Annotated in this window: 23 protein-coding genes and 1 pseudogene; 10 read left to right on the top strand and 14 right to left on the bottom strand. The window is 73.1% G+C overall.

Going from position 1 to position 26,747, the window contains the following annotated elements; translation table 11 throughout:
- The first annotated feature begins 51 nt into the window (after window positions 1-51).
- Window positions 52-678 (top strand): hypothetical protein, encoded by a 627-nt coding sequence (locus ABZY31_RS23580; RefSeq protein ID WP_356413393.1) that lies wholly within the window; start codon window positions 52-54, stop codon window positions 676-678.
- A gap of 80 nt (window positions 679-758) precedes the next feature.
- Entirely contained in the window at window positions 759-1,430 is a 672-nt protein-coding gene (locus tag ABZY31_RS23575; RefSeq protein ID WP_356413391.1) for a DUF6445 family protein, read from the top strand.
- 41 nt (window positions 1,431-1,471) lie between these two features.
- On the opposite strand, the gene ABZY31_RS23570 is transcribed toward ABZY31_RS23575, so the two are convergent.
- Together ABZY31_RS23570 and ABZY31_RS23565 are read right to left on the bottom strand one after the other, a co-directional pair.
- A complete protein-coding gene (locus ABZY31_RS23570; RefSeq protein WP_356413389.1) occupies window positions 1,472-3,742 on the bottom strand; it encodes an ATP-binding domain-containing protein in 2,271 nt (756 codons plus the stop codon).
- A gap of 155 nt (window positions 3,743-3,897) precedes the next feature.
- The gene (locus tag ABZY31_RS23565; RefSeq protein ID WP_356413387.1) at window positions 3,898-4,269 is read right to left on the bottom strand and encodes an SH3 domain-containing protein; all 372 of its coding nucleotides are present in this window, start codon (window positions 4,267-4,269) and stop codon (window positions 3,898-3,900) included.
- A 190-nt stretch (window positions 4,270-4,459) separates the two neighbouring features.
- On the opposite strand from ABZY31_RS23565, the gene ABZY31_RS23560 reads away from it, so the two are divergent.
- Together ABZY31_RS23560 and ABZY31_RS23555 are read left to right on the top strand one after the other, a co-directional pair.
- Window positions 4,460-5,065, top strand: coding sequence for a dihydrofolate reductase family protein (locus ABZY31_RS23560; protein WP_356413385.1), 606 nt, complete (start codon window positions 4,460-4,462; stop codon window positions 5,063-5,065).
- A gap of 87 nt (window positions 5,066-5,152) precedes the next feature.
- Window positions 5,153-5,527 carry a restriction endonuclease gene (locus ABZY31_RS23555; RefSeq protein ID WP_356413383.1) on the top strand — a complete coding sequence of 125 codons (375 nt, stop codon included), beginning with the start codon at window positions 5,153-5,155 and terminating at the stop codon, window positions 5,525-5,527.
- Between the two features lie 20 nt (window positions 5,528-5,547).
- On the opposite strand, the pseudogene ABZY31_RS23550 reads toward ABZY31_RS23555, so the two are convergent.
- From ABZY31_RS23550 to ABZY31_RS23540, 3 genes and pseudogenes are all read right to left on the bottom strand, one after another.
- Window positions 5,548-6,759, bottom strand: a pseudogene (locus tag ABZY31_RS23550) (Gfo/Idh/MocA family oxidoreductase); the annotation flags it as partial.
- A gap of 180 nt (window positions 6,760-6,939) precedes the next feature.
- Window positions 6,940-7,905, bottom strand: a complete 966-nt coding sequence (locus tag ABZY31_RS23545; protein WP_356413381.1) for a 2-oxoglutarate and iron-dependent oxygenase domain-containing protein — start codon at window positions 7,903-7,905, stop codon at window positions 6,940-6,942.
- Window positions 7,906-7,978: 73 nt separating this feature from the next.
- Window positions 7,979-9,016: a PHP domain-containing protein gene (locus tag ABZY31_RS23540; RefSeq protein ID WP_356413379.1), complete on the bottom strand. Its 1,038-nt coding sequence runs from the start codon at window positions 9,014-9,016 to the stop codon at window positions 7,979-7,981.
- Window positions 9,017-9,167: 151 nt separating this feature from the next.
- On the opposite strand from ABZY31_RS23540, the gene ABZY31_RS23535 reads away from it, so the two are divergent.
- A complete protein-coding gene (locus tag ABZY31_RS23535) occupies window positions 9,168-9,539 on the top strand; it encodes a cupin domain-containing protein (RefSeq protein WP_356413377.1) in 372 nt (123 codons plus the stop codon).
- Here ABZY31_RS23535 and ABZY31_RS23530 read toward each other — a convergent pair.
- From ABZY31_RS23530 to ABZY31_RS23495, 8 genes are all read right to left on the bottom strand, one after another.
- On the bottom strand, window positions 9,521-9,955 hold the full coding sequence (locus ABZY31_RS23530; RefSeq protein ID WP_356413375.1) for a PaaI family thioesterase: 435 nt from the start codon (window positions 9,953-9,955) through the stop codon (window positions 9,521-9,523). The two genes, ABZY31_RS23535 and ABZY31_RS23530, sit on opposite strands and share 19 nt — an antisense overlap.
- A gap of 57 nt (window positions 9,956-10,012) precedes the next feature.
- Window positions 10,013-12,028 carry an NADPH-dependent 2,4-dienoyl-CoA reductase gene (locus ABZY31_RS23525; RefSeq protein ID WP_356413374.1) on the bottom strand — a complete coding sequence of 672 codons (2,016 nt, stop codon included), beginning with the start codon at window positions 12,026-12,028 and terminating at the stop codon, window positions 10,013-10,015.
- Between the two features lie 198 nt (window positions 12,029-12,226).
- Window positions 12,227-15,253 carry a glycoside hydrolase family 38 C-terminal domain-containing protein gene (locus ABZY31_RS23520; RefSeq protein ID WP_356413372.1) on the bottom strand — a complete coding sequence of 1,009 codons (3,027 nt, stop codon included), beginning with the start codon at window positions 15,251-15,253 and terminating at the stop codon, window positions 12,227-12,229.
- A 62-nt stretch (window positions 15,254-15,315) separates the two neighbouring features.
- Window positions 15,316-16,176: a carbohydrate ABC transporter permease gene (locus ABZY31_RS23515; RefSeq protein WP_356413370.1), complete on the bottom strand. Its 861-nt coding sequence runs from the start codon at window positions 16,174-16,176 to the stop codon at window positions 15,316-15,318.
- Entirely contained in the window at window positions 16,173-16,994 is an 822-nt protein-coding gene (locus ABZY31_RS23510) for a sugar ABC transporter permease (RefSeq protein WP_356413456.1), read from the bottom strand. Before ABZY31_RS23510 ends, ABZY31_RS23515 begins: the two co-directional genes overlap by 4 nt.
- A gap of 185 nt (window positions 16,995-17,179) precedes the next feature.
- On the bottom strand, window positions 17,180-18,502 hold the full coding sequence (locus ABZY31_RS23505) for a sugar ABC transporter substrate-binding protein (protein ID WP_356413369.1): 1,323 nt from the start codon (window positions 18,500-18,502) through the stop codon (window positions 17,180-17,182).
- Between the two features lie 337 nt (window positions 18,503-18,839).
- Entirely contained in the window at window positions 18,840-19,760 is a 921-nt protein-coding gene (locus ABZY31_RS23500; RefSeq protein ID WP_356413367.1) for a serine/threonine dehydratase, read from the bottom strand.
- 85 nt (window positions 19,761-19,845) lie between these two features.
- Entirely contained in the window at window positions 19,846-20,502 is a 657-nt protein-coding gene (locus ABZY31_RS23495) for a TetR/AcrR family transcriptional regulator C-terminal domain-containing protein (protein WP_356413365.1), read from the bottom strand.
- Between the two features lie 193 nt (window positions 20,503-20,695).
- Here ABZY31_RS23495 and ABZY31_RS23490 point away from each other — a divergent pair, with 193 nt between their 5' ends.
- The 5 genes from ABZY31_RS23490 to ABZY31_RS23470 all read left to right on the top strand — a co-directional run bounded on the left by ABZY31_RS23490 (window position 20,696) and on the right by ABZY31_RS23470 (window position 26,556).
- Window positions 20,696-22,396, top strand: coding sequence for a ricin-type beta-trefoil lectin domain protein (locus ABZY31_RS23490; RefSeq protein ID WP_356413364.1), 1,701 nt, complete (start codon window positions 20,696-20,698; stop codon window positions 22,394-22,396).
- Window positions 22,397-22,704: 308 nt separating this feature from the next.
- Window positions 22,705-23,025, top strand: coding sequence for a hypothetical protein (locus tag ABZY31_RS23485; protein WP_356413362.1), 321 nt, complete (start codon window positions 22,705-22,707; stop codon window positions 23,023-23,025).
- Window positions 23,018-24,049, top strand: a complete 1,032-nt coding sequence (locus tag ABZY31_RS23480) for a polyprenyl synthetase family protein (protein ID WP_356413360.1) — start codon at window positions 23,018-23,020, stop codon at window positions 24,047-24,049. Before ABZY31_RS23485 ends, ABZY31_RS23480 begins: the two co-directional genes overlap by 8 nt.
- Window positions 24,050-24,135: 86 nt before the next feature.
- Window positions 24,136-25,347 (top strand): oxygenase MpaB family protein, encoded by a 1,212-nt coding sequence (locus ABZY31_RS23475; protein WP_356413358.1) that lies wholly within the window; start codon window positions 24,136-24,138, stop codon window positions 25,345-25,347.
- 147 nt (window positions 25,348-25,494) lie between these two features.
- Window positions 25,495-26,556, top strand: coding sequence for an alpha/beta hydrolase-fold protein (locus ABZY31_RS23470; RefSeq protein ID WP_356413356.1), 1,062 nt, complete (start codon window positions 25,495-25,497; stop codon window positions 26,554-26,556).
- A 17-nt stretch (window positions 26,557-26,573) separates the two neighbouring features.
- Here ABZY31_RS23470 and ABZY31_RS23465 read toward each other — a convergent pair.
- On the bottom strand, window positions 26,574-26,747 hold a 174-nt coding region (locus ABZY31_RS23465; RefSeq protein ID WP_356413454.1), incomplete at its 5' end, for a putative Ig domain-containing protein.

The raw sequence follows: 26,747 nt of genomic DNA, 5'->3' as shown, positions 1-26,747 counted from the left end.
GTGCGCGCACGCGTGGTTAGGGTGTACCGACGCTGCGACAGGAGATGCGTGATGCGCCGGTACGGACCCGCCCGCCCCGCTCTGGCCGCCGCCGCTCTCGCGCTGGCCCTCGCCGCGGCAGGCTGCGGCGGCGGCCGCGGCGGGACCCGGGAGGTCTCCCAGGAGGGCAGGGGCGGGTACCCCTGGGTGGCAACGGACGAGATCTGCAACGCCCTGCCCTACGGCAAGCTCGCCGACCCCTTCGGCAGCCGCGAGGAGGTCGCCGACCGGGCCAAGCGCTCCGGCGGCGGCGCCCCCGGCTTCATGTGCACCCAGCCGCTGGTGCCGAAGGGCGGCGGGTACAAGGGCGTCAAGGTCGAGGTGGACTTCGCCTTCACCGAGAGCGTCGGCTTCGCCAAGGACGTCTTCGCCTCGGGCAGGAAGGACAACGGCGCCACCGAGCCCGCGGGCGGTGGGGCCGACGTCGCGGGCGTCGGCCGGGAGGCTTACCGGTTCGCCTACACCAAGCCGAACGACCTGCACCAGGTACGCGAACTGCGCCTGCGGGACAGCAACCTGCTGCTGGGTGTGACGGTCACCGCGGACGCCCCCGCGCTGCCCACGCCCGAGACCCTCGGCGCCATGGACCGCACGGTCGACGCCTTCGCCCGGGGCGTCCTGGACACCCTGCGGAAATAGCCGCCGATGGGGAACACTTGACGCAAGGTTGACCGCTCCTTTCGACCACCCTGGCGGAGTCGGCCGTTACGTTCCCTCCCATGCCCCCACGACCCGCTCCCCTGCCCGTCCTCCCCTACCGCAAGCCCACCCGCGGCCGCGACTACTGGGTCCTGGACGACGTGCTGCCCGACCCGGCCGCGGTCCGCGAGCGCGCGCTGGCCCGGGACGACTGGACCGAGGGGTACCCGCACAAACCCGAGAGCTGGCCCGGCCTGCGGGCCATGCCCGGGCTGGACCCCGGCGAGCTGGAGCGGGTGGAGCGGCTGGTCCGCACGGCAACGGGCGCCCGCGAGCTCTGGGCCGAACGGCCGTCCGGGGGCGGCACGTTCAACCACAACTGCGTGCAGGTCGTCGGCAAGGGCGAGTGCGAACCGCGCCCCCATACCGACTCGCGCAGCCTGTGCCGCTACGCCGCCGTGCTGTACCTCAACCCCCTCGTCCCGAAGGGGTGCGGGACCAGCTTCTACCGCCAGAGCCTGCCCGGCGGGGTCCTCGGCGGCAACCAGGTGACCGCCCCGCACAACACCCTGGTCGACGCGCTGGGCACGCGGTTCGTGGCGCCGGACTCCTTCGTACCGGACGTCGAGGTCCCCCACCGCGCCAACCGGCTGCTCCTCTACGCCGCGAACATGATCCACAGCGCCACCGACTACTGCGGCACCACCCTGGAGGACAAGCGGATGACCGCAGTCTTCTTCTGGAAGGCCTGACCCGCTCGGGCCCTCCCCGGCCCCTCTCCGCGAAGCCCCGTTCAGCCCAGCCCCGCCGGGAGCCGTCCCGTGTGCAGCACGCCGAGCGTCTGCGTGGCGCGCGTCAGCGCCACGTACAGGTCGCTCGGCGCCTGGTCGGCGGGCTCGACCACGATCACCGTGTCGAACTCCAGTCCCTTGGCCTGGCGCGGGTCGATCAGGACGGCCGGCCGGGTCAGGTCCGGTTCCTCCCCCGCCCGCACCTCCACCCCGGCCCCGCAGAGCGCCTCGGCCAGCGCCGCGTGCAGCGGCCGCGGCGCGATCACCGCGAGCCTGCCCTCCGCCCCGCGGTGCTCCACGACCGCCTCCGCGACGGCGCGCGGCAGGTCGCCCGTCTCCCGGATCCAGGGCGCCACCCCGGTGGACCGCACCGAGCTGGGCGGCTCGAACCCCGGGTGGTGGGCCCGCAGTACGGCCGCCGCCAGCTCCATGACCTCCGCGGGGGTGCGGTAGTTGACGCCGAGCCGGGCCAGTTCCCAGCGCTCGCCGACGTACGGGGCGAGGATCCGCTCCCAGGATCCGCAGCCGGCCTCGTCGCCCGTCTGCGCGGGGTCGCCGACCAGGGTCATCGACCGGGTCGGGCAGCGCCGCATCAGCAACCGCCAGGCCATTTCGGACAGTTCCTGCGCCTCGTCGACGATGACGTGCCCGAAGGCCCAGGTCCGGTCGGCAGCCGCCCGCTCGGCCGTGCTGCGGTGGTCGTCCTCCTCGTGGCGCTCCGCCATCCGCTCGGCGTCGATGAGGTCGTGCGCGGCGAGGAACTCGCTCTCCTCGTCCTCGAATTCGTAGGACTCGGACCCCTGCGAGAGGTCCAGCACGCCCTGCGCGTAGGCGACGCGCCGCTCCCGCTCGCGCTCCTCGGCGGCGCGCAGCGCACTGTCGTCCGTCCCGAGCAGCTCGGCGGCCTCGTCCAGCAGCGGCACGTCCGCCGGGGTCCACCCGCCGCCGGTGCGCCGGACCAGTGCGGCGTCGTCCGGAGTCAGGTGCGTGGGGTCGGCGAGGAAATCGGCGACCAGCTCCTGCGGGGTGAGGGCGGGCCAGAGGGTGTCGATGGCTGCGTGCACCGCGCTGCTGGTGGCGATCTCCTTGCCGAGCTGGGCGATGTCGTCGGGGCCGAGGAGGTTGGGGCCGCCGTACGGGTCCGCGCCGAGGCGGTCGGCGAGCTGCTCGGTGAGCGCGTCGATGATCCGGAAGGCGAAGTAGGGGCGCGCCAGGTTGTGCGGCAGGCCGGTGGCGCGGGCCCGGTCGCGGGCCTCGTGCGCCATCGTGCGGTGGAGCAGCAGGGTGCCGTAGTCGTCGTGGTCGATCTCCAGGGCGGCCTCGGGGACGGTGTCGTAGTCCTCGCCGAGCCCCGCCGGCACCTGCTCCGGCAGTGTCTGGCGGTCGGTGACGACCCGGGACAGTACGTCGGCCATCGCGGCGCGGCCCTTGACGGCCGCGGCGCCGGGCCGGTCGGCGGCGGTGGCGTGCACGCCGGGGAAGAGTTCACCGACGGTGGCGAGCAGCACGCCGGTCTCGCCGAGGGCGGGCAGGACCTGCCCGATGTAGCCGAGGAACGCGGGACCGGGGCCGACGATCAGGACGCCGCGCTTGGCCAGCAGCTCGCGGTGCGCGTACAGCAGGTACGCCGCCCGGTGCAGGGCGACGGCGGTCTTGCCGGTGCCCGGGCCGCCCTCGACTACCAGCACCCCGCGGTGCGGCGAGCGGATGATGCGGTCCTGGGCGGCCTGGATGGTCCGCACGATGTCGTGCATGCGGCCGGTGCGGGCGGCGTCGAGCGCGGCGAGCAGGACGGCGTCCGCGTCGGATCCCTCGTGGCCGGTGCGCTCGGCGTCGGTGAGGTCGAGGATCTCGTCGTGCAGGGCGGTGACCCGGCGGCCCCGGGTGGTGAGGTGGCGCCGGCGCCGCAGGCCCATCGGGTGGTGGCCTGTGGCGAGGTAGAAGGGACGCGCCGCGTCCGCGCGCCAATCCAGCACGAGGGGCGTGCGGTCGGCGTCGTCCTCGCGGATTCCGATGCGGCCGATGTGGTGGTCGCGCCCGTCGGAGAATTCGAGCCGGCCGAAACAGAGGCCGTTCTCCCCCGCGTTCAGGGCGGACAGCAGGCCCGATTGTTCCGCGACCAGCACATCGCGCTCCAGGCGGGCCTGGAAGCCGGTCCCGATGTCGCGCAGGGCGCCGCGTACGGCGCGTTCGGCCTGATCGCGCAGGGCGTCGAGCCGGTCGTACAGCTCGGTGATGAATTGCTGTTCGTTCTCGAATTCCGCGGTTGACAATTCCACTCCCGACGCGATACAGTGTTCCCATAAGCTTCTTCGCGGATTCGCCACGCTTGGCGGTGTTGCGAACGCGCGAAACAATAAATATACGCAGAGAAATACCCCGGTCGTCAATCCGACCGGGGTATTTCTTTTGCTCTGGGCCCTGGCTCTCAGAGACGGCACCACTGCACGGGCGTCAGGTCCTTGACGTACCGCGCCGCGACCCAGGCCTCCTGCTTGGCGTGCAGGCGGTACCAGAGGCGGTTGCCCGCGACGTTCTCGCCGCGCTCCTTGCACTCGATGCGGAGCTTCTGGCCGGGGTGGACCCGGCCCAGGTTGCCCGCGTGGGTGCTCGGCCCGCTGCGGACGGTCAGCGGGCCCCTCGACACCACCTCGCCGATCGCGTACTCCCGGTCCTGCGGCGAGGCCGGACCGTCGTCGGCCACGGCGGTGCCGGCGCCTGCGAGACCGAGCAGCAGGCTGCCCGCGGCCAGGGCGAGGACCGTCCCGGCGGACTTCGACGTGATCGAGGTGAACGGCATGAGCGGCTCCCGTACGAAGACTTCCGGCGACCCGTCCGGTCGCCCGGGACGACTATGGCGACGCCGCCCCGGGCCGCCGGGCAGGCGCACCGCCGTGTCCTCCCGATCCCCCGGATCTCATCCGATTGACCCGTTGGCCGATGAGTTTGCGGCGGCCCCGCGGTCTACCCGTCGACGAAAGGAGCGCACCATGCGCAAGCTCATCATCTGCACCTTCCTGACCCTCGACGGCGTCATGCAGGCGCCGGGCGGGCCGGACGAGGACGCGGAGAGCGGGTTCGACCACGGCGGCTGGCAGAAGCCGGTGGCCGACGACGAGGTCGGCGCGGCCATCGCCGGCTGGTACCAGCACTCGGACGCGATGCTGCTCGGCCGCAAGACCTACGAGATCTTCGCGTCCTACTGGCCGGGCGCCGATCCCGGCAACCCGTTCACCGAACGGATGAACACGACGCCCAAGTACGTGGCGTCCCGCACCCTGACGTCCCTCGCGTGGCAGAACTCCACGCTGCTGGAGGGCGACGTCGTCGATGCCGTGCGCGCGCTGAAGGCGTCCGACGGCGGCAACATCAACATCGTCGGCAGCGGCGACCTCGCGCAGACCCTCATGCGGCACGGCCTCGTCGACGAGTACCGGCTGACCATCCACCCGGTGATCATCGGCAGCGGCAAGCGGCTGTTCGCCGACGGCGCGGTGCCCAGCGCACTGGAGCCGGTCAGCGTCACGACGACGAAGGGCGGCACCGTCGTCGGCGTCTACCGTCCGACCGGTGAGCCCGGCTACGACGCCTACTAGCGGATCCGGGCGAGCGGCCTGCGCTCCGCCATCGGACAGCTCGACGGCCTCCACCACCGGGCCTTCGAGTTCGCGGTCCGGGACCTGATGCGGCGCGACGGCTGTACGGACGCGCGGCAGGTCGGCGGCCGCGGTGACAACGGCGCCGACGTCAAGGCCACCGCCCCCTACGGCCGACGCTGGGTCATCCAGTGCAAGCACCGCAAGGCCGGCTGGTCCGGCAAGCCCGTCGGCGCCCCCGACCTGCACGTGCTCAACGGCACCGGCAGGCAGGTGCACCACGGCGATGTCCTGGTCATGCTCACCAACGGCCGCATCACCGCCAACGCGGCCGCCTTCGCGACGTCCCAGCGCCTCCACCTGGTCGACCGCCACCTCCTCGCCGAATGGGCCGGCGGCTCCCGCCCCTTGTGGGACCTCTTGCGCGCCCTCCCCCCGGCCGGCCGGCGGCTGACGGGCTGATCCGGTACGTCGACCGGGGCGCCGAGGGCGCGGGCGCGTTCGGCGGCCCAGACGAGGCGGTGCGTGGCCAGGCTGGTGCGGGGGCCGGAGAGCAGGAGGTCACGGTCGCCCGTCCGTACCGCGGCCAGGAAGGCCTCGGTCAGGGCCAGGTCACCGCCGCCGTGCCCGCCCAGCGGTTCCGGTCCGGCAGTGTCGACCAGTTCCTCGCGGCCCGTGCGGAAGTCGGTGATCCGCAGGGTGGCGCCGTCGCCCTCGATGTGGCCGTGGGTGCCGAACAGCCGGGTGCGCCGGTCCGCCATGGGGGTGAAGGCGCTGACGGTGAAGGTGGCGGTGGCGCCGTCGGCGAATTCCATGGCGACGACCTGGTGGTCGGCGGCGTCGTTGTCGCAGGCGTACACGCAGCGGCCGTACGGTCCGGTGCGCAGCGCCTCCCGCACCGCGGCCTCGGTCGCCACGGGCGTCACCGCGGACAGCGGCCAGAACTCGCGGCGCGGATCGCCGAGGCAGCCGAGGTAGAGGCGGGGCGCGGAGTAGGGGCAGTCGGGCTCGGCCGTGCAGTCGGTGCAGCGGGCGGCGGCGCCGGGCGGGGCGCCCTCGGGCCGGAAGTGGGTGCGGCGGCCGTAGGACATGACGGTGCGCGGGGTGCGGCCGAAGAGGTGCACGAGCCAGTCGAGGTCGTGGCAGGCCTTGGTGAGCAGCAGCGGGCCGGAGGTGTCCGAGCGGCGCCAGTTGCCGCGGACGAAGGAGTGCGCGAAGTGCCACCAGCCGACGGGCTCCAGGTGTTCGGCGCCCACGAGGCGGCCGATCCGGCCCTCGTCCAGCAGGGACCTGAGGGTGCGGGTGTAGGGGGTGTAGCGCAGCACGTGGCAGACGGCGAGGAGGACGCCGTGGCGCTCGGCGGCCTCGGCGATCCGCTCCGCCTCGCTCTCCTCCGCGGCCATCGGCTTCTCCAGCAGGAGGTGGTGGCCGGTGGCCGCGAGGGCGACGGCGGGCGCGGTGTGCATCCGGTCCTGGGTGGCGATGATCGCGGCGTCGGCGTGCCGCCCGGCCGCCACCAGGTCCCGCCAGTGCGGGTGGACCCGCTCGGGCGGTACGCCGAACTCGGCCGCGCCGGCCGCGCGGCGGCCCGGGTCGGGCTCGGCGAGCGCGGTGATCCGTCCGGCTCCCGTGGCGTGCGCGTGCCGGGCGTACGTCAGGCCGCGCAGCCCGGCCCCGACCAGGGCCAGGGTCACCGGCGCGGCGGCCGGGCGGGGCGCCGGGAGCGTCGCCCGGGCCTCCGGGTGGGGTTGTCGGGTCACGGGACCTCCGGGTGAGGGGCGGGCGGGCCGCGGGGCGGGGGTGCCCGGGCTCCTGTGCAGCCCTGCCCCGCCCGGGCGGTCCCGAAGCGCGCCGCCGCCCCCCGGTGGCCGCGGTCAGGTGACGGTGATCGCGTCGAGTTTCGCGCGCAGGTAGTGGTGGGAGTCGACGGGCGCGTGGACGACGCGGCCGGTGGGCGCGGGCAGCGACTCGACCCGGGTGTGCGGGTCGCACTCGTAGAAGTAGACGAGGGAGAGGAGTTCCTCGGACGGCGCCTCGGCGGGCGGCGGCAGCACCCGGTGGCGGCCCGCGCGCCAGCGGTCGCCGGTCCAGCGGGCCATCAGGTCACCGATGTTGACGGTCAGCGCGCCCGGCTCCCAGGGTGCGTCCTGCCAGCCGCCCGCGTCGGTGTGGATCTGCAGACCGCCCGCGCCCGGTTCGCGGTCCAGGGCGGTGAGGGTGCCGAAGTCGGTGTGCGCGCCGATGCGGTACTGGCCGGGCAGCGGCGGGCCGGTGCGCTCGGCCCCCGGGTACCAGTTGACGTTGAATCCCCAGGTGGGGTGACCGGTGTGACGGGTGAAGAGGTCCCGGTCGGCGCCGAGGGCGGCGGCGAGCAGTTCCAGCAGCTCGTCGGACAGGGCCCGCATCCGGGTGAGGTACGCGGTGACCAGGGCGTGCAGGGCGGGGACTTCGGTGGGCCAGACGTTGGGGCGGAACCACTCGGCGTCCACCTCGGGCCGGCCCGTGGGGTCGTCGGCGGCGCAGGACCAGGACTCCTTGAGGTCGGGCGGGGAGGGGGCGCCTTCGGCGTGGCTGTTGGCCTCGGCGCCCGGTCCGAGCCAGCCCCGGCCGCCGACGGACACCGCGTAGGGCTCCTTGACGGCGGCGGGCAGGTGGAAGAAGGCGCGGGCGGCCGTCCGGATCCGGGCGGGCAGGCCGGGGTCGACGCCGTGCCCGGTGACCAGCAGGAACCCGGCTTCCTGGAGGGCCCGGTCGACGCGGTCGGCGGTACGGGCGCGGGCGCCGGGGTCGGCGGAGCGCCAGGGTGCGAGGTCGATCACGGGGACGGGCGAACGCGTCATCTGCGGCCTGCTTTCCGATCGGTGCCGGGGCGGGGGCGGCCGGGTATCCGCAGCACGCCTGGGCGCGGGGGCGTCACGGGGGGCGGCGGGTGCGGGTCCATGCTCGCAGCTCGTCCGCCGGCCAGGTGTTGACGACCCGGTCGGCGCTCACCCCGCACTCCACGGCCCGTTCGCAGCCGAGGAGCTGCCAGTCGAGCTGACCGGGGGCGTGCGCGTCGGTGTCGATCGCGAACAGGGTGCCCGCGGCCACGGCCTCGCGCAGCAGCGTGCGGGGCGGGTCCAGCCGCTCCGGCCGGCTGTTGATCTCCACCGCGGTGCCGGACTCGGCGCAGGCCGCGAAGACGGCGGCCGCGTCGAAGGTGGACGGCGGGCGGGTCCGGCCGGTCACGAGCCGTCCGGTGCAGTGGCCGAGGACGTCCACGAGGGGGTTGCGCACGGCCGCCAGCAGCCGGCGGGTCATGGCGGGCGACTCCATGCGGAGCTTGGAGTGCACGGAGGCGACGACCACGTCGAGGGAGTCCAGCAGCTCCGGTTCCTGGTCGAGGGAGCCGTCGTCCAGGATGTCGCACTCGATGCCGGTGAGCAGCCGGAACGGCGCCCAGGTGGTGTTGAGTTCCGCCACCACGTCCAGTTGTTCGCGCAGCCGCTCCGGGCTGAGGCCGCGGGCGACGGTCAGCCGGGGCGAGTGGTCGGTCAGGACCGCCCACGCGTGGCCGAGGTCCGCCGCGGCCCGGCCCATGGCCTCGATGGGGCTGCCGCCGTCGGACCATTCCGAGTGCATGTGGCAGTCGCCGCGCAGGGCCGCGCGCAGGGCGGTGGCCGCGGGGCTCGGCGGCGGGCCGCCCTGGGGGTGGGCGGCGACCTCGTCCTCCAGTTTCTGGAGGTAGCCGGGGACCTCCCCCGCGACGGCCTCCTCGATGACCCGGGCGGTCTTGGGGCCGATCCCCTTGACGGCTTCCAGGGTGCCCGCGGCGGCCCGCTCGGCCGCCCGTGCCTCCCCCATGGCGGTGACCGCCTCGGCGGCGCCGCGGAAGGCGCGTACCCGGTAGGTGGGGGCCTGGGCGCGTTCCAGCAGGAACGCGATCCGGCTCAGTGCCGCGACCGGGTCCATGCGCCACCTCCTGCCGTGCCGGCGTGTCCGCGGCGGTCGGTGTCCGCGGCGGCCCGCTCCCCAGTGTGGCAAGGGACGCGCGGCCGGGCACCCCGGGCGCGCGTAGGCTGGAAGGCGGACTCGGGGACGTTCCGCCTGGAAGCGGTGGATCATGACCGGAATGCTGCGCCGGAGCTTCGACTCCGCGGACGAGACGAGGCCGTTCGAGGACGGCAAGGGCAGGCTCGACCTGCTGACGACGGACGGCGGCCCGGTGGGGCGCGCCGTGTTCGAGCCCGGCTGGCGCTGGTCGCAGCACGTGAAGCCGCTGGCGGGCACCGAGAGCTGCGAGTCGGGCCACACCGGGTACGTCGTGAGCGGCCGCATCAACGTCGTCATGGACAGCGGCGAGAGCGAGGAGTTCGGCCCGGGCGACTTCATGCAGATCGCGCCCGGGCACGACGCCTGGGTGGTGGGCGAGGAGCCCTGTGTGGTCGTGGACTGGACGGGTTACGGAACCTACGCTCAGCCCAGCAGCGCGTAGACCGTGGAGGCGGTCGCCGAGGGTTCGGCGGCGCCCTCGGGGGTCATGGTGACGTCCGCGAAGGCCATCCGCTTGCCCAGTTTGGTGACGCGGACGCTGATGAGCACGTCCGCGTCGACGACGGGGCGCTGGAAGCTGGTGGACTGCTGGACGGTGGTCATCGGCCCGTACCCGCCGCGCGCCGCCGAGACGGCGATCACGGTGGCGGTGTCGGCGGCCGCCATCAGGGCCTGCCCGCTGAGGCCGCCGCCGTCCCGGGCGAGGCGCTGCGACCAGGGCAGGCGCAGCACGGTGCGGTCCGGGCCGGTCTCCTCGACGGCGAGGCCGAGGTCGAGGACCCAGGGGGCGAAGTTCTCGGCGAGGATCTTCTCGCCGTCTGCCGGGGTGAGGGGCGTGGTGCCGGGGTTCACTGTCACAGGGTGATTGTGGCGGCCGGTCCCGGCCGCCACAACACCCCGGTCGGGCGCGAACCGTCAGAGCGTGGCGGCGAGTTCGGTGCCCTGGCGGACGGCCCGCTTGGCGTCGAGTTCGGCGGCCACGTCGGCGCCGCCGATGAGGTGGGCGTCGATCCCGGCCGCGATCAGCTCGTCGAACAGGCCCCGGCGCGGCTCCTGTCCGGTGCAGAGCACGATGGTGTCGGCGGGAACCAGGCGCTGCTCGCCGTCGACGGTGATGTGCAGGCCGTCGTCGTCGATGCGGTCGTAGGCCGCTCCGGCCACGGAGACGACTCCCCGGTGCTTCAGCTCGGCGCGGTGGATCCATCCGGTGGTGGTGCCGAGCCCGGCGCCGACCTTGGTGGTCTTGCGCTGGAGCAGGTGCACCTGGCGCGGGGAGGCGGGGCGCTCCGGGGCGGCCAGGCCGCCGGGGCCGGTGTAGGCGGTGTCCACGCCCCAGTGCCGGAAGTAGACGGCGGGGTCCTGGCCGGCGCCCTCGCCGCTGTCGGTGAGGTATTCGGCGACGTCGAAGCCGATGCCGCCGGCGCCGACGACGGCCACGCGCTCGCCGACGGGTGCGCCGTCGCGCAGCACGTCGAGGTAGCTGACGACCGAGGGGTGGTCCACGCCCTCGATGGCGGGGGTGCGGGGGGTGACGCCGGTGGCGACGACGACCTCGTCGTAGCCGGTCAGGGCGGCGACGTCGGCGCGGGTGTCCAGCCGGACGTCGACCGCGAGGTCCGCGAGCCGGGTGGCGTAGTAGCGGATGGTCTCCGCGAACTCTTCCTTGCCCGGGATGCGGCGGGCGATGTCGAGCTGGCCGCCGATGTGGCCGGAGGCCTCGTAGAGGGTGACGGCGTGGCCGCGTTCGGCGGCGGAGACGGCGCAGGCGAGTCCGGCCGGGCCGGCGCCGACGATCGCGACGCGCTTCTTCGAGCGGGTCGGCGAGAGGACCAGTTCGGTCTCGTGGCAGGCGCGCGGGTTGACCAGGCAGCTGGTGATCTTGCCGCTGAAGGTGTGGTCGAGGCAGGCCTGGTTGCAGCCGATGCAGGTGTTGATGGCCTCGGGGCGCCCGGCGGCGGCCTTGGCGACGAAGTCGGCGTCGGCGAGGAAGGGGCGGGCCATCGAGACGAGGTCGGCGCGGCCGTCGGCGAGCACCTCCTCGGCGGTCTCGGGGGTGTTGATGCGGTTGCTGGTGACCAGCGGCACCGAGACCGCGCCCATCAGCCGCTTGGTCACCCAGGTGTAGGCGCCGCGCGGGACGGAGGTGGCGATGGTGGGGATGCGGGCCTCGTGCCAGCCGATGCCGGTGTTGATGATGGTGGCGCCGGCCGCCTCGATCTCCTTGGCGAGGTGGACGACCTCGTCGAGGGTGGAGCCGCCGGGGATCAGGTCCAGCATGGAGAGCCGGTAGATCAGGATGAAGTCCTCGCCGACGGCCTCGCGGACGCGGCGGACGATCTCCAGCGGGAAGCGGACGCGGTTCTCGTACGAGCCGCCCCAGCGGTCGGTGCGCCGGTTGGTGGCGGCCGCGGTGAACTCGTTGATCAGGTAGCCCTCGGAGCCCATGATCTCGACGCCGTCGTAGCCCGCGAGGCGGGCGAGGCGGGCGGCGCGGACGAAGTCCTCGACGGTCTCCTCGACCTCGGCCTCGGACAGCTCGTTCGGGACGAAGGGGCTGATGGGGGCCTGGAGGGCACTGGGGGCGACCAGGTCGGCGTGGTAGGCGTAGCGGCCGAAGTGGAGGATCTGCATCGCGATCTTCCCGCCTTCGGCGTGCACCGCTTCGGTGATCACCCGGTGCTCGGCGGCCTCGTCCTCGGTGGTGAGGCGGGCGCCGCCTTCGAAGGGGCGGCCCTTGTCGTTGGGCGAGATCCCGCCGGTGACGATGAGGCCCGCGCCGCCGCGGGCGCGCTCGGCGTAGAAGGCGGCGAGGCGCTCGAAGCCGCGCTCGTGCTCCTCCAGGCCGGTGTGCATGGAGCCCATGATCACGCGGTTCGGCAGGGTGGTGAAGCCGAGGTCCAGCGGGCTCATCAGGTGCGGGTACTGGCTCATGCGGGGGCGCCTCCTCGCGCGGGGGTGATGCCCCTGTTGTAGCGAGCCGGGGAGGCTTTTGCAACTAGGTGCATAACAGTCCGCGGCGCCCCGGAACCCGTCGTCCCGGGCCGGGCGGGCCCGGCGGGCGGACGCTGTGGCGGACCTCACGCCCCGCTCCGCCCCCGCCCGGCCCCGGTCCCGCCCCGCGCGGGGCCGTCAGGCCCGGCGCAGGCGCACGGTGAGGATCTGGAACGGACGCAGCCCGAGGGCGACGGACCCGCCCGCCCCCGGGCCGGTGACCGCCGGGCCGGGCGGCAGCGGGCGCTCCAGCAGGTCGCTCTCCACCGCGTCGGCCACGGCGAAGCCAGGGGTCAGGATGGCGCTCGCGCGCCCGCCGCGGGATTCGTAGAGGCGGACGACCACGTCGCCGCTGCGGTCCTCGGCCATCTTGACCGCCTCGACGACCACCGCGTCGTCGTCCACCGCGACCAGCGGTGCGACCGGGCCCGCCCCCGTACGGACCCGCTCGGGCAGGTTCAGCCAGTGCCCCTCGCGCACCGCGTCCCCCACCTCCGCGCCCGGGGCGAGCGAGAAGCGCAGGGTGTGCTCGCCCTGGTCGGTCTCCGGGTCGGGGTAGCGGGGGGCGCGCAGCAGGGACAGCCGGACCGTGGTGGTCTGGCCGCCGTCCGGCCGTACGTCGCGCGTGACGTCGTGGCCGTAGGTGGAGTCGTTGAGGACCGCGACGCCCCAGCCCGGCTCCTCGGCGTGGATCCAGCGGTGCGCGCAGATCTCGAACTTCGCCGCCTCCCACGAGGTGTTGGTGTGGGTCGCGCGGTAGACGTGCCCGAACTGGGTCTCGGACGCCGTCCGTTCGGCCTTCACGTCGAGCGGGAAGGCGGCCTTCAGGAACTTCTCCGTCTCGTGCCAGTCCACCTCGGTGACGATGTCGACGGTCTTGGCGCCGGCCCGCAGGGTCAGCGACTGGACCGCCTTCGAGGCGCCGAAGGAGCGGGTGACGCGGACCGTCACCGCCTGCGGACCCTCCTCGGCCAGCTCCAGGGAGTCCAGCTCCACCAGGTCGGTGACGTTGTTGCGGTAGAACGCGTCGATGTCCCAGGCGTCCCACATGTTGGGGAAGTCGGGGTGGATCTGGAGCAGGTTCGCGGCCGCGCCCGGGGCGAGCGCCTCACGGCCCGCTTCGAGGTCGTACGCCGAGACCAGCAGCCCGCGCCCGTCGACGGCGATCCGCAGCCGCCCGTTGTCCAGGACGTGGCCGCCGCCGTCCCGCTCGTGCGCGGTGACCGGCGTACGGGCCTCCTCGGCCGGGGCCGCGCCGCCGGCCGGGACGCCGTGGCGGGCGTGCGGGGCGCAGTTGAAGACCAGCTCGCTGCTCCCCCGGCCGGCCAGGGCGCCCTGCGCCGCGTCGGTGATCGCCTCCAGCTGCGCCCGTACCTCCGCGTAGGTGGCGCGGGCCTCGCGGTGCACCCAGGCGATGGAGGAGCCGGGCAGGATGTCGTGGAACTGGTGGAGCAGCACGGTCTTCCAGATCCGCTCCAGGTCCGCGTGCGGATAGCCGAACCCGGGGACCCGGACGGCGGCGGTGGCCGCCCACAACTCGGCTTCGCGCAGGAGGGATTCGCTGCGCCGGTTGCCCTGCTTGGTCTTGGCCTGGGAGGTGTAGGTGCCGCGGTGCAGTTCGAGGTAGAGCTCTCCGGCCCAGACGGGGGCGTCCTCGTACTCCGCGTGCGCCTTCTCGAAGAAGGCGTCGGGGCGCTCGATCTCGACCCGGGGCGAGCCCTCCAGGTCGCGCTGGCGCCGGGCGCGGGCGAGCTGTTCGCGGGTGGGTCCGCCGCCGCCGTCGCCCCAGCCGAAGGGGGCCAGGGAGCGCGAACCGCGACCCTTCTCCTGGTAGTTGCGGGCGGCGTGGGCCATCTGCTCGCCGCCGAGGTCGCTGTTGTAGGTGTCCACGGGAGGGAAGTGGGTGAAGACGCGGGTGCCGTCGATGCCCTCCCACCAGAAGGTGTGGTGGGGGAACTTGTTCACCTGGGACCAGGAGATCTTCTGGGTCAGGAACCACTTCGAGCCGGAGAGCTTGACGATCTGCGGCATCGCGGCGGTGTAGCCGAAGGAGTCGGGCAGCCAGACGTTGTGCGTCTCGATGCCGAACTCCTCCAGGAAGAACTTCTTGCCGTAGAGGAACTGGCGGGCCATGGCCTCGCCGCCGACCATGTTGGTGTCCGACTCCACCCACATGCCGCCGACCGGCACGAACTGCCCGTCGGCGATCTTCTTCTTGATCCGTTCGAACAGCTCGGGCCGGTAGGTCTTGATCCAGTCGAGCTGCTGGGCCTGGGACATGGCGAAGAGGAACTCGGGGTGCTCGTCCATCAGGGCCAGCATGTTGGACGCGGTCCGGGAGACCTTGCGGACCGTCTCGCGCAGTGGCCACAGCCACGCCGAGTCGATGTGCGCGTGCCCGATCGCGCTGATCCGGTGGGCCGAGGCGTGGGCCGGTGCCGCGAGGACCGCGGCGAGCCGGCCGCGGGCGGCGGGCGCGCTCGCCGGAACGTCGGCGAGGTCGAGGGCGTCCAGGGCGGAGTCGATGGCGCGCAGGATCTCGTAGCGGCGGGCGTCGCCCTCGGACAGCTCCACCATGAGGTGGTAGAGGACCTCCAGGTCCTGGACGAGGTCCCAGACCTCGGTCTCGAAGACGGTCAGCTCCATCCGGGCCAGCCGGTAGAGGGGCTGGTCGCCGCTGGTCGGGAGATCGCCCTCGTAGGTGACGCGGTGGTCGACCAGGACGGGGTTGGAGGCCGCCTCGACGTACCACTCGACGCGCTCGCCGCCCTCGGCCCGGTCGGTGACGCGCACCCAGTCGTTGTAGGGGTTGAGCGCCTTGACCTCGGCACCGTCGGCCGTGTGGACCAGGCCCTCGCACTGGAAGCCGGGCATCATCCGGTCGAAGCCGAGGTCCATGACGGCCTCGACGGTGCGGCCGGCCCACTCGGCCGGGACCGTACCGGTGACCCGGAACCAGGTGGTGCCCCAGGCCGGCCCCCACGCGTCCCCGACCGCGCAGGGCCCGTACGCCGCGGCCAGGCCCTCGGCGACGGGGACGGGCTCGCCCGGCGCCTCCCAGCGCTCCACGGTCAGCGGGACGGCGAGGGAGTGGACGGCGGGCTTCACGCGCTCCTTGAGGACGCGGCGCAGGCGGTGCTCGGTGATGCTGCGGTCGTCGTGCATGACGGCTGCTCCAGGGAGGGGTGGCGGGTGCGTGGGGAGGCGGCGCGGCGATCGGGGCGCGCTCAGGTCTTGACGGCTCCCTCGCCGACGCCCTTGAAGAAGAAGCGCTGGAGGGCGAAGAAGAGGAGCATCATCGGGATGAGCGCGGCCATCGCACCGGCGGCGATGATCCGCTGGTCGTTGACGGTGGTCGCGCCGGCCAGGGACTTCAGGCCGAGTTGGAGGGTGTAGTGGTCGCTGTTGGTGAGGACCAGCAGGGGCCACAGGAAGTCGTCCCAGGCGCCCATGAAGCTGGTGATGCAGACGACGGCGAGGGCGCCCTTGGCGGCGGGGAGGAAGATCCGGGTGAAGCGGGCCCACTCGTTGGCGCCGTCCAGCACGGCGGCCTCCTCGATCTCCTTGGGCACGGCGAGGAAGGAGGCCCGCATGATCATGATGTTCAGGACGGAGACGGCGCCGGGGAGCCACACTCCGATCAGGGTGTCCACCAGGCCCATTTCGCGGACCGTGAGGAACATCGAGATCATCACGGACTCGAAGGGGAACATCAGGGTCGCCACGAGCACCGTGAAGACGGCCTTGCGGCCCTTCCAGCCGGCCCGGGACAGGGCGTAGCCGCCCATCGCGGCGAAGAGCATGTTGGAGGCGATGGCGAGGACCGCGACGGTGAGCGTGTTGCCGACGTACTGCACCAGCGGGAACGATTCGGCAACCCGGGCGTAGTTGTCGAGCGTGGGCCGTGAGGGGAGGACGCCGTCGTAGACGTTCTCCGTGCGGCCGCGGATCGAGGTCAGGAACTGCCAGACGATCGGTCCGAGCATGACGACGAGCATCAGGAGCAGCGTCAGGTAGCGGGCGGCCAGGCCGAGCAGGTGGCGGGTCAGGTCGGCGCCGGTGCGCCGGACGGCCGGGGCGGCGCTCAACTCTCGTCTCCCTTCGACAGACGGCGGCCCAGCAGGCTGAAGACCAGCGTCAGGAGGAACAGCAGGATGGAGATGGCGGCCGCGTAACCGGTCTCGCCGGAGAAGCCGAGGCCGACCTGCCGGATCAGGAAGGGCAGGGTGCGGGCGCCGCCACCGGGGCCGCCGCTCTCGCCGCCGAGGATGTAGATCTCGGTGAAGACGCGCAGCGCGGAGATCGCGGACAGGGTGCCGACCAGCAGCATCATCGGCTTCACCTGGGGGACGGTGATGCTGAAGAACCGCCGGAGCGGCCCGGCGCCGTCGATCGCGGCCGCCTCGTAGAGGGAGGCGGGGACGTTCCCGAGGGCGGCGAGGTAGAAGACCATGTAGTAGCCGAGGCCCTTCCACACCGTCACGATCATCGCGGAGACGAGCAGCATCGCACTGTCGGTCAGGAACGGGATCGGCTCGGAGATGACGCCGATCTGCTGGAAGACGGTGTTGACCAGTCCGTCGCTGCGCAGCACCCACTGCCAGATCAGGCCGACGACCACGGCCGAGGCGATCACCGGGGTGTAGAAGGCCGACCGGAAGAAGCCGATGCCGGGAACCTTCGTCCGCACCAGGACCGCGAGGGCCAGCGGCAGGAGGACCAGGCACGGGACGACGACGACCAGGTACAGCACGCTGTTGCCGGTGGCGACCCAGAAGTCCGGGTCGGCGAAGGCGCGGCGGTAGTTGGCGAAGCCGACGAAACCGCCCCCGCGCAGGATCTGGGCGTCCGTGAAGGAGAGGATCACGGTGTTGACGAAGGGCCAGAGGCTGAACAGCACGACCATGGCCAGGCCGGGCGCGAGGAAGAGGTACGGGGTCCACCAGCTGCGGTGCACCAGTCCCGGCTCGGCCTCCGCGTCCCGCCGCGCCTTCCGGCCGCGGCGCCCCCCGGACTGCCACCGCCCCGTACCGAGGGGCGACGGACCCTCCTGCCGCGGGAGCCGCCGCTCCAGGAGGGTCCGGGGCGCCGTCACTTCTGCACCGTCTTGGCCAGCAGTTTGTTGGCTTCCTCCTGTGCCTTGCGCACCGCGGTCCGGGCGTCCTGCTCGCCGTTGATCGCCTTCTGCACCTCCCGGACCACCGCGTCGCCGACCTGGTTGGTCCACTGCACCGGGGTGTTGGCGTCGAGCTGGGCCGTCTTCAACGATTCGGCCCCGATCGCGCGGGCGGTCGTCTCGGCGTCGGTGCCGTCGCCCCGGTCCGAGAAGTAGGGGTCGGCGAGGCCCTTGGCATTGGACGGGTAGATCGTGGCGTTCTTGGAGAAGGCGACCTGGTTGGGCCCGTTGGTGACCCACTTGGCGAACTCGGTCGCCGCGTCCAGGTGCTCGGTGTCCTTCTTGATGCCGAGGGACTGCGCGTAGATGCCGATGTGGCCGAGGGTGCCGGTCACCGTACCGGCGACCTGGGTGTGCGCGTAGACCTGCGGGGAGTTCTGCTTGACGTCCTTGATGAAGCCCGGGGAGCCGGGTCCGAAGACGAGCTTGCCCGCGCCGTAGAGCTGGCTGATGTCGTCCGACTTCAGCAGGGACTCCTTGGGCATCGCGCCCTTGGCGTAGAGGTCCTTCATCCGCTCCACCCAGGCGACCGCCTTGTCGGTGTCGAAGACGAAGCCGTCCTGGCGCTCGTTGAGGATCGGGACGCCCATCTTCTGCCAGTCCCCCGGCAGCCGGCCCTTGGGGTCGGCCATGAAGGCGGAGTACCGGCCGCCCGATCTGGCGGCGATCTGCTCGGCGTAGTCGAAGAACTGCTCGACGGTGGCCGGCGGCTTCGCGGGGTCGAGGCCGGACTGGACGAACAGGTCCTTGTTGTAGGTGAGGATCTCGGGGGTGACGTACCACGGGTAGGCGTACACGCCGTCGCCCTTGCCCGGGAGTTTGAACTGCTGCCAGGCGCCCGGCACGTAGTCCTTGGCCACGTCGCCGTCGAGCTTGGCCACGTCGGCGAGCATGCCGCGGTCGCCGAGGAGCTGGAAGGAGTCGGTGGACAGGTTCACGACGTCCGGAAGCGCCCCGGCCTGGGCGTCGGCGACGAGCTTCTCGTTGTAGCCGTCGCCCGGCACGTCCTCCCACTTCACCGTGGCGTCCGGGTACTTCTGCTCGAAGGCGTCGATGACGCCCTGGACGTACCCCGTGAACTTCGGCTTCAGCTGGAGGGTCCGGAAGGTGATCTCACCGGACACCTTGCCGGTCTTGTGCGCCTCCTTCACGTCCGCGCCGCCGCTCAGACCGCACGCGCAGAGGGCGCCGCTCAGGAGGACGGCCATGGTCAGACGGGCCAGGTTCGAACGGGTCATCGTCGCCACCCTTCGGGGAGTTCCGGCCTCGCTGCCGGAGAGCGATGCCCACGGTCGTCCGAAAAGAAGATCGCGTCAATGTGTCCAAGGTCCCGAAGGGGGCGCGGACTTACGTCCGGAAATCGCGGCGGCTCCGCTCCATACCGCGCGAAACCCGCTGAATCAATAGCGGCGTGACCTGGACTGATGCGCTTTAGTTCCCATTCACCTCGGCGCGGTATCGATTCGATAACGAACCCGTCGGCGCGTCACCGTGGGGCCACTTCCGGACAGTTCGGGGTGGGCACGCACTAATGCGCTTTACCAAGCGCGACGAAAAACCGCTTTACCCCGTCCCTCACAGGTCCGCGGGGTCGGTGTTGGCGCCGCACAGGACGACGGCGACGCGCTCGCCCGGCGGGGCGGGCAAGGCGCCCAGCGCCGCGAGGGCGGTCGCCGCGCCCGCCTCGACGACGATCCGGTGGTCCTCCCACAGGGCCCGGCGGGCGGCGGTGATCGCCGTGTCGGGGACGAGGACCGAGGTGACGCCGTCGTGGCGGGCCGCGGCCAGGGCGTCGGCCGAGACGCGGGTGGCGCCGAGCGAGTCGGCGGCCACCGACCCCACGGGCACGTCGACCGGCCTGCCGGCCGCCAGGGCCGCGTTCAGCGCCCGGGAACCCTCGGGTTCGGCCGCGATCACCCGTACGCCGTGCTCGCGCGCGGCGGTGGCCACACCGGCGAACAGCCCGCCGCCGCCGACGGCGACGACCACCGCGTCCAGCCCGGGCAGCGCGGCCCGGATCTCCTCCAGCAGCGTGCCCGCGCCCGCCGCGATCAGCGGGTGGTCGTAGGCGTGGCTGCTCAGCGCGCCGGTGGCCGCGGCGAACTCCCCGCAGGCGGCGAGCGCGTCGGCGTAGCGGTCACCGACGAGCCGGACCTCGGCCCCGTACCCGCGCAGCCGCTCGACCTTGACGCGCGGCGCGGTCTCCGGGAGGAAGACGGTGGCCGGAACGTCCTGGGCGCGGGCGGACCAGGCGCAGGCGAGGCCCGCGTTGCCGCCGGAGGCTATGGTGACGCCCGCCTCGGGCAGGGCGGCGGCCTCGCGGTGGGCGGCGAGGAAGTTGCGGGCGCCGCGCGCCTTGAAGGACCCGGTGTGCTGGAGGTACTCCAGGGCGTACCAGAGGCCCTCGGCGGCCGGGACGACGGCGGCGGGGCGCACGGCCCCGGCGATCCGGTCGGCGGCGGCCCGGACGGCGGCGTAGTCGAGCTGCGTTTCCATGCGGGTGGTGCTCCGTTCAAGGGGGGCGGCGAGGCGCGGGAGCGCGGCGGGGAGAGAACGCGCGGGACGGCGACGGCCGGACGGCTCAGGGCCGGTTCCCGGCGCGGGCGGGGTCGGCCGCCGCGATCAACTGGCGCAGGGCGCCGTAGTACACCTCGTGGTCGGTGAGGCAGGGCAGTACGTCGGCCACCGCGCCGCTCAGCGCCGGGAAGCGGGCCGGGTCGAGCGCGGCCAGCGCGGCGCGGGAGGCCTGGGTCGCCCCGGCCGGGTCCCGGTGGTCGACGAAGGCGGCGCTGCCGAGGGTCAGCAGGTACATCCGGCGGTAGCAGGTCATCGCCTCGGCGGCGGTCATGCCGACGGCGACGCTGTGGGCGATGGAGGGTTCGACGAGCCGGGCCAGCAGCTGCCGACCGAGCCAGGGTCGGCCGCCGCGCAGCACCAGCAGCCCGGGGTGGGCGGTGAGCAGCTCGTAGAAGCGGCTGAAGCGCAGCTCGGTGGCTTCGGCCCAGCCGGCGCCCTCCTCGATCTCGGGCAGTTGGGCCGCGAGGTGTTCCGTACACAGGTCGAGCAGGCCGGCGAGGTCGTTGCAGCGGCGCTGGACGGTGGCGTGCGAGACGCCGAGCCGGTCGCCGAGGGAGCGGAAGCTCAGGGCCGCGGGGCCTTCGTCGTCGAGGATCCGCAGCGCGGCCACGGCGATGACTTCAGGGGTGGCCCGGTCCAGGGCCATGGAGCGTCTCGGCATGCGTTACAACGTAACATACGACGTATCAGAACGGGCGCGTCAACCGCCCACCTCCCTCCGGCACGTCCGGATTGCGGCCATATTGCTGGTCATGGAGCCGCACACATCGACATATGTTGACACCGCGTAACACCGCCGCTGCACTGAGCGCACGACAGTCCCTGTCGGGTACGTCCGACGTCAAGGAGTTCCCGTGCCGCCTCGCCTGCGTGCGTCGCTCCCCTCTCTCATCGCGGCCGCCCTGCTCGCGCTCCCCCTCGCGTCCGGCCCCGCCGCGGCCGAGCCCGCCGAGCCCACCGCCACCTCCGACACCCCGCTCGCCCTCACGCCGCCCATGGGCTGGAACAACTGGGCGCACTACATGTGCGACATCGACGAGGGGACCGTCGTGGCCAACGCCGACGCCCTCGTCGCGACCGGCCTCGCCGCCAAGGGCTACGACACGGTCACCGTCGACGACTGCTGGATGACCAGGGCCCGGGACGCGCGGGGCGACCTGGTCACCGACCGGGACAAGTTCCCGCACGGCATGGCCTGGCTCGGCGAGTACCTCCACGGCAAGGGACTCAAGTTCGGCATCTACGAGGACGCCGGCCACCTGACCTGCGAGCGCTACCCCGGCAGCGGGACGCCCGAGGGCGGCGGCGCGGACCACTTCGCCCAGGACGCGCGCCTGTTCGCGTCCTGGAAGGTCGACTACGTGAAGATGGACGGCTGCAACCTCTACGTGCCGCCCGGCACCACGAAGGAGCAGGCCTACCGCGACGCGTACGCGGCCGCCGCCCGCGCCCTGCGCGCCAGCGGCCGCGCGATGGTGCTCTCCGCCTCCGCCCCGGCCTACTTCCAGAAGGGCGAATGGGGCGGCGCCGACTGGCACAAGGTGCTCGACTGGGTCGGCGAGAGCGGACAACTGTGGCGCGAGGGCAAGGACATCCAGGTCTACAAGCCGGCCGCGCCCAACGCCTCGCGCTGGGCCTCGGTGCTGGGCAACTACGGCTACAACCGCTGGCTGACCCGCTACGCGAGCCCGGGCAACTGGAACGACCCGGACTTCCTGCTCGCCGGCGCGCCCGGCCTGACCGATGCGGAGGGGCGCAGCCAGGTGTCCCTGTGGGCCATGATGGCGGCGCCGTTCATCATCTCCTCGGACGTCTCGCGGCTGAGCCCGGGCGGGCTCGAAGCCCTCGGCAACGACGAGCTGATCGCGCTGGACCAGGACCCGATGGGCCGTCAGGGGGCCGTCGTATCCTCCAGCTCCAGCTTCGACGTCCTGGTCCGCCCGCTGCAGAACGGCGACCGCGCCGTGGCCGTGCTCAACCGCACGGGCAGCGCCCGGGACGTGGTGCTGCCGCTCGCCGACCTCGGCCTGGACGGATGCGCGGTGAGTGCGCGGGACCTGTGGTCGGGGGCGCGGGAGAAGGTCGCGCACACCCTGGGTGCCACGGTGGGCGCGCACGACACGGCGCTCTGGCGGCTGACCCCGGACCGCGGCTGCGGCGACGCCGTGCCCACCGGGCAGATCACGGGCGAGGGCGCCCGCTGCCTGGACGGGGGGAACACCGCGGGTGTCGGCGCGGTCGTCATGTCGCCCTGCACCGGCGGGGACGACCAGCGGTGGGTCATGGGCGAGGACGCCACGCTGCGGCTGGCGGGCAAGTGCCTGACCGCGGATCAGGCCGACGCGGCGGTGACCCTGGCTGCCTGCCCGTCCGGGGACACCGTGACGACGGCCCGCAGCACGCGGCACTGGATGGCGCAGCACGACGGCTCCCTGGTCGAGAGCGGCACGGGGCTGTGCCTCCAGGCGCCGGGCGCGGCCGATTCCACCGGGCTGCTGCGGCTGGCCGCCTGCGGCGACCACCGGCCGGACCAGCTCTGGGCGCTGCCCGTCTGAACCGGAGCCGGCCCGTCTGATCCAGCGCCGACCCGCGGGAACCGGGCCCACGGATACACCACCGGACCGGTGGTGATCACCCCATACGGTGATCGTCACCCTCCCGTGGGAATCTCGAAACACGTGCGGGGGAGAGGGGCGGATCCGGTTGGCCGGGCGGCCCGCGGTCCGGGTTCACTGACCCGGAGACGATCAGGGGCGGCCACCGGAGGCATCCGGTGGCCGCCCCTTGCGACGCCCGTGCGTCCGCCTTCGCCTGTCCTTTCCTTCCCGCACGCCCCCTTCCCTCGCCACAGGAGTGAGCGCCCATGTCCGAGACCGAGCAGGAGCGGCCGGGTCCGGCGGGTCCGGCCGCCGACGGCGCGCGCAAGCCCGCCGCCGCCCTGGAACTGCTGACCTTCCTCGCCGCCGGAGTCGCCGACCTGGCGCTCGACCAGTTACGCCAGTCCAGCGAGCGGGCCCAGGACGTGATGCGCCGTTCCGACCTGCGCGAACTCCTCACCGACGGCGTCGTCGAACTGCGCAAGCGCGGCGAACTGGCCACCCAGCGGGCGGCCGGCGGCTCCGAGAACTACCTGGAGACCATGGCCCGCCGGGCCGCCGAGCGGGCCGGTCACCCGCGTGCATGACCACACCGGTTTCAAGGGCCGGATCGACGAGGTCCTGGTCCGCCTCGCCGACGAGGAGGAAGCCGCGCTCCTCGGCCTGCACGTCGAACTTTCGCCGCTGTCCGAGCAGTTGCGCCGCTCGCTCGCCCGGGGGAAGCGGATCCGGGCCGCGTTCCTGTACTGGGGCTGGCGGGCTGCGGGCCAGCCGGACTGCGAGGGGGTGATCCGGGCAGCGGCCGCGATGGAGCTGGTCCACGCCGCCGCCTGCACCCACGACGACATCATCGACGACAGCCGCATGCGGCACGGCCAGCTCACCGCGCACGCCGCCTTCGCCGCCTCCGGACAGCGCTCCACCGCCCTCGCGATGATCCTCGGCGATCTCCTGATGGGCTACGCGGGGCACGTGTTCGCCTCGTGCGGCCTCCCCGGCGCCTACCTCGCCCGCACCGGGCCGCTCTGGTCGGCACTGCTGCGCGAGACCATGGCGGGCGAGTTCCTGGAGGTCCTGCGCACCGACGCGCCCGAGCGCCCCCTCCAGGTCGCCGAATCCCTGGAGGTGGCCCGGTACAAGACCGCCAAGTACACGGTGGAGCGGCCGCTGCACCTGGGCGCCACGCTCGGCGGCGGTCCCCGGGCCCTCATGGAGGCCTTCACCGCCTACGGGCTCCCCCTCGGCGAGGCCTTCCAGCTGCGCGACGACCTCCTCGGCACCTTCGGCGACCCGGCCGAGACCGGCAAGTCGAACCTCGACGACCTCCGCGACGGCAAGCCGACCGCGCTGCTCGCGCTCACCGCGGCGGCGGCCGACGAGGACGACCTCAGACTGCTCGCCAAGCTCGTCGGCAACCCCGATCTCGGCGAGGAAGAGGCAGCGGCCGTACGGGAGTTGATGGAGCGCTGCGGCGCACTCCGGCAGGTCGAGTCGATGATCGGCGAGCGCATCGCCCGGGCCGCGGGCGCGCTGGACACCGTACCGATGCCGGCCGAGGCCCGGTCGGCGCTGCGCGGACTGGCCGAAACGGCGGCCCGGCGCACGATCTGACGTCCCGGGCCCGGCCCCGGGACGCGGCCGCCCGTACCCCGGCCCCCGGCCGCCCTCCCCCGCACCGAAGACAAGGACCCACGCACGTGAACGCGCACACCACCGCACCACCGCGCCCCCGTTACGACGACGCCGCGCTCGACGCCCTGCGCACGCAGGGTGATCCCCTCGCCGACGAGACCGTCGCCGCGATGTTCGCACGCAAGGAGGTGGGCGACCTCAACACCCTGATGCGGTTCTTCTCCACCACCGGGGACAAGCTGCCCGAGAAGCTCCCGGCCGCCGCCGCCGCGTACTTCGAGGCGACCGCCATGCCCCCCGCCTGGGTGGACTGGGACGTCATGGAGCAGGCGCGGCTCTTCTTCATGGACAACGCGGCCCACATCAACACCGGGCTGTCCTTCTCCGCGATGCCCGCGACCTACGCGATCCCCCGGCTGTCCCGGCTGCTCTCCTCGACGCACTCGCTGTCGTACCCCTCGCGGCGGATGGCGAACACGGGGCAGTTCGTCACCTACCTCATGCAGACCAACTCCTTCGCCGAGGGCAGCAAGTTCATCCCGGCCGCCCAGAAGGTACGGCTGCTGCACGCGGCGGTCCGCCACCACCTGCGCAGCGGCGGCCACTGGGACGTCGCCCGGGACGGAATGCCCATCTGCCAGGAGGACATGATCGGGGGTCAGATCTGCTTCTCGATCCTGGTCCTCGACGCCATGCACCGGCTCGGCGTGCACATGAGCGAGGAGGGCGCGGACGCCTACTTCTACGCCTGGCGGGTGGTGGCGCACATGCTCGGCTGCGACATGTCCGCGGTGCCGGAGACCCTGACCGAGGCCCGCGCCTACTGCGACCTCTACCTGCTGCGCAACCTCGGCCCCTCCCCCGAGGGCGTCGCGCTCAACGCCCAGCTGATGCGGATGTACGAGGACGTGGTGCCGGGCACCCTCTTCGACCCGATGGTGCCCGCCACCATCCGGTTCCTGGTCGGGGACACCATCGCCGACTGGCTGGAGATCCCGCGCAGCGGCTGGGACACGGCGGCCAAGGCCGTGCCCGTCGTGCTCGGGCTGCTGGAGACCCTCGAGGACAGCAGCCCCTACGCCGAGTGGGCGCTCGACAAGGCCGGCTCCCTGCTCGCGGGCTTCGAGCTGACCACGCTGACCCGGGGCCGGGTCATGCACCACGCGATCCCGGCGGAGCTGAAGTCCGAGTTCGACGTGAAGCCGCCGCGCACGGGCCGCTGGGTACCGCCGCCGCCGACCGCCGCGGGCCTGACGGGGACGGCACGGGGCAGGTAGCCACCCGCGTCCGGCGGCCGTCGGCGTCCGTGCGGTCCCGTCGGCGCCCCGCGCGAGCGGTGGGTCCGCGCGCCCGCCGCGCCTGGGGCGCCCGCCCGTCGTAGATTGGCAGGACACGCGTGTCCCCGCACGTCAGGAGCCGAGGCCGTGGAGCTGACCAGCACGTCGTTCCTGGCCGTGCTCGTCGGCGTCACCGCGCTCGCCATGCTGGCCGCGCTGCTCCTGTGGAACCGGGTCCCCGGCCCCGGCTGGGTGCGGTGGCCCGCCCGCGCGGTGATGCTCGGGCTGTGCCAGCTGACCGCCATCTGCGTCGTGGCCGCCTGGATCAACGGCAGCTACGGGCTCTACGCGTCCTGGGACGACCTCCTCGGCACCGGCCGGGCGGCGTCCACGATGACCGGACCGCCGCCCGGCCGTGCCGCGTTCACGCGGGGCGGGGACGGCACCCTCAGCACCTACTTCCGCGTAACCCGGTCCCGGCTGGCCGGTCAGGTCATCGTGTGGGCGCCCCCGGAGTACGACGCCCCGGGCTCGGCGAAGACCCGCTTCCCCGTGCTGACGTTGCTGCACGGCTACCCGGGCTCGCCCCGGTCCTGGGTCGAGCTGGGGTCCATGCCGGCCGCGCTGGAGCAGCTGGTCCGGCTGGGCGCGGCGCACCCGTACATCCTGGTGATCCCGGAGATCTATCCGGGCGGGGTGAACACCGACTGCAGCGACACCCCCGGGCACAAGGTGGCCACCTGGCTGGCGGAGGACGTCCCGGCGCTGGTGGCGCGGCACTTCCGTACGCTGCCCGGGCCCAAGGGGTGGGGGCTGATGGGGGTGTCGACGGGAGGGTTCTGCGCGGCGAAGCTGCCGCTCCAGTACCCGAAGGTGTTCGGGGCGGGCGCGGCCCTGGACCCGGACCCGCTGACCGGGGATCCCGAGGTGCTCGCGGATCCCGCCCTGCGGGAGCGCAACAGCCCGATGTGGCTCGTCCGCCGCGCGAGGACGGCGGACGTGGGCCTCTTCCTGGCCACCTCCGCCCAGGACAAGGACAGTCCGCCGGGGCAGCTGGACGCCTTCGCCCGGGCCGCGGCGGGCACCCGCGTCCGGGTCAAGACCCTCGTCCGTCCCGAGGGCGGTCACAACTTCCAGACCTGGAGCGGGATGTATCCGGACGCCCTGGGCTGGCTGAGCACGGAGCTCTCGCCGCCCGGTGGTGGCTGAGCGGTACGGATCCCGCCTCAGAACCAGGTGGTGGTGAGGGGGAAGGTGGTGGTGGCGCTGGTGGGGGTGGTGTCTGTGGCGGTGATGGTGATCCGGGTGGTGCCGGTGCTCCAGGGGGTTCCGGTGATGCGTCCGGTGGTGGGGTCGAGGGTGAGGCCGAAGGGGAGGCCGGTGGCGCTCCAGCGGAGCGG

The sequence above is a fragment of the Streptomyces sp. NPDC006529 genome (assembly GCF_040611795.1).
GTDB lineage: Bacteria > Actinomycetota > Actinomycetes > Streptomycetales > Streptomycetaceae > Streptomyces.
Note: the sequence above shows the minus strand (reverse complement) of the source record. Positions and strands in the feature narration are given on the sequence as shown.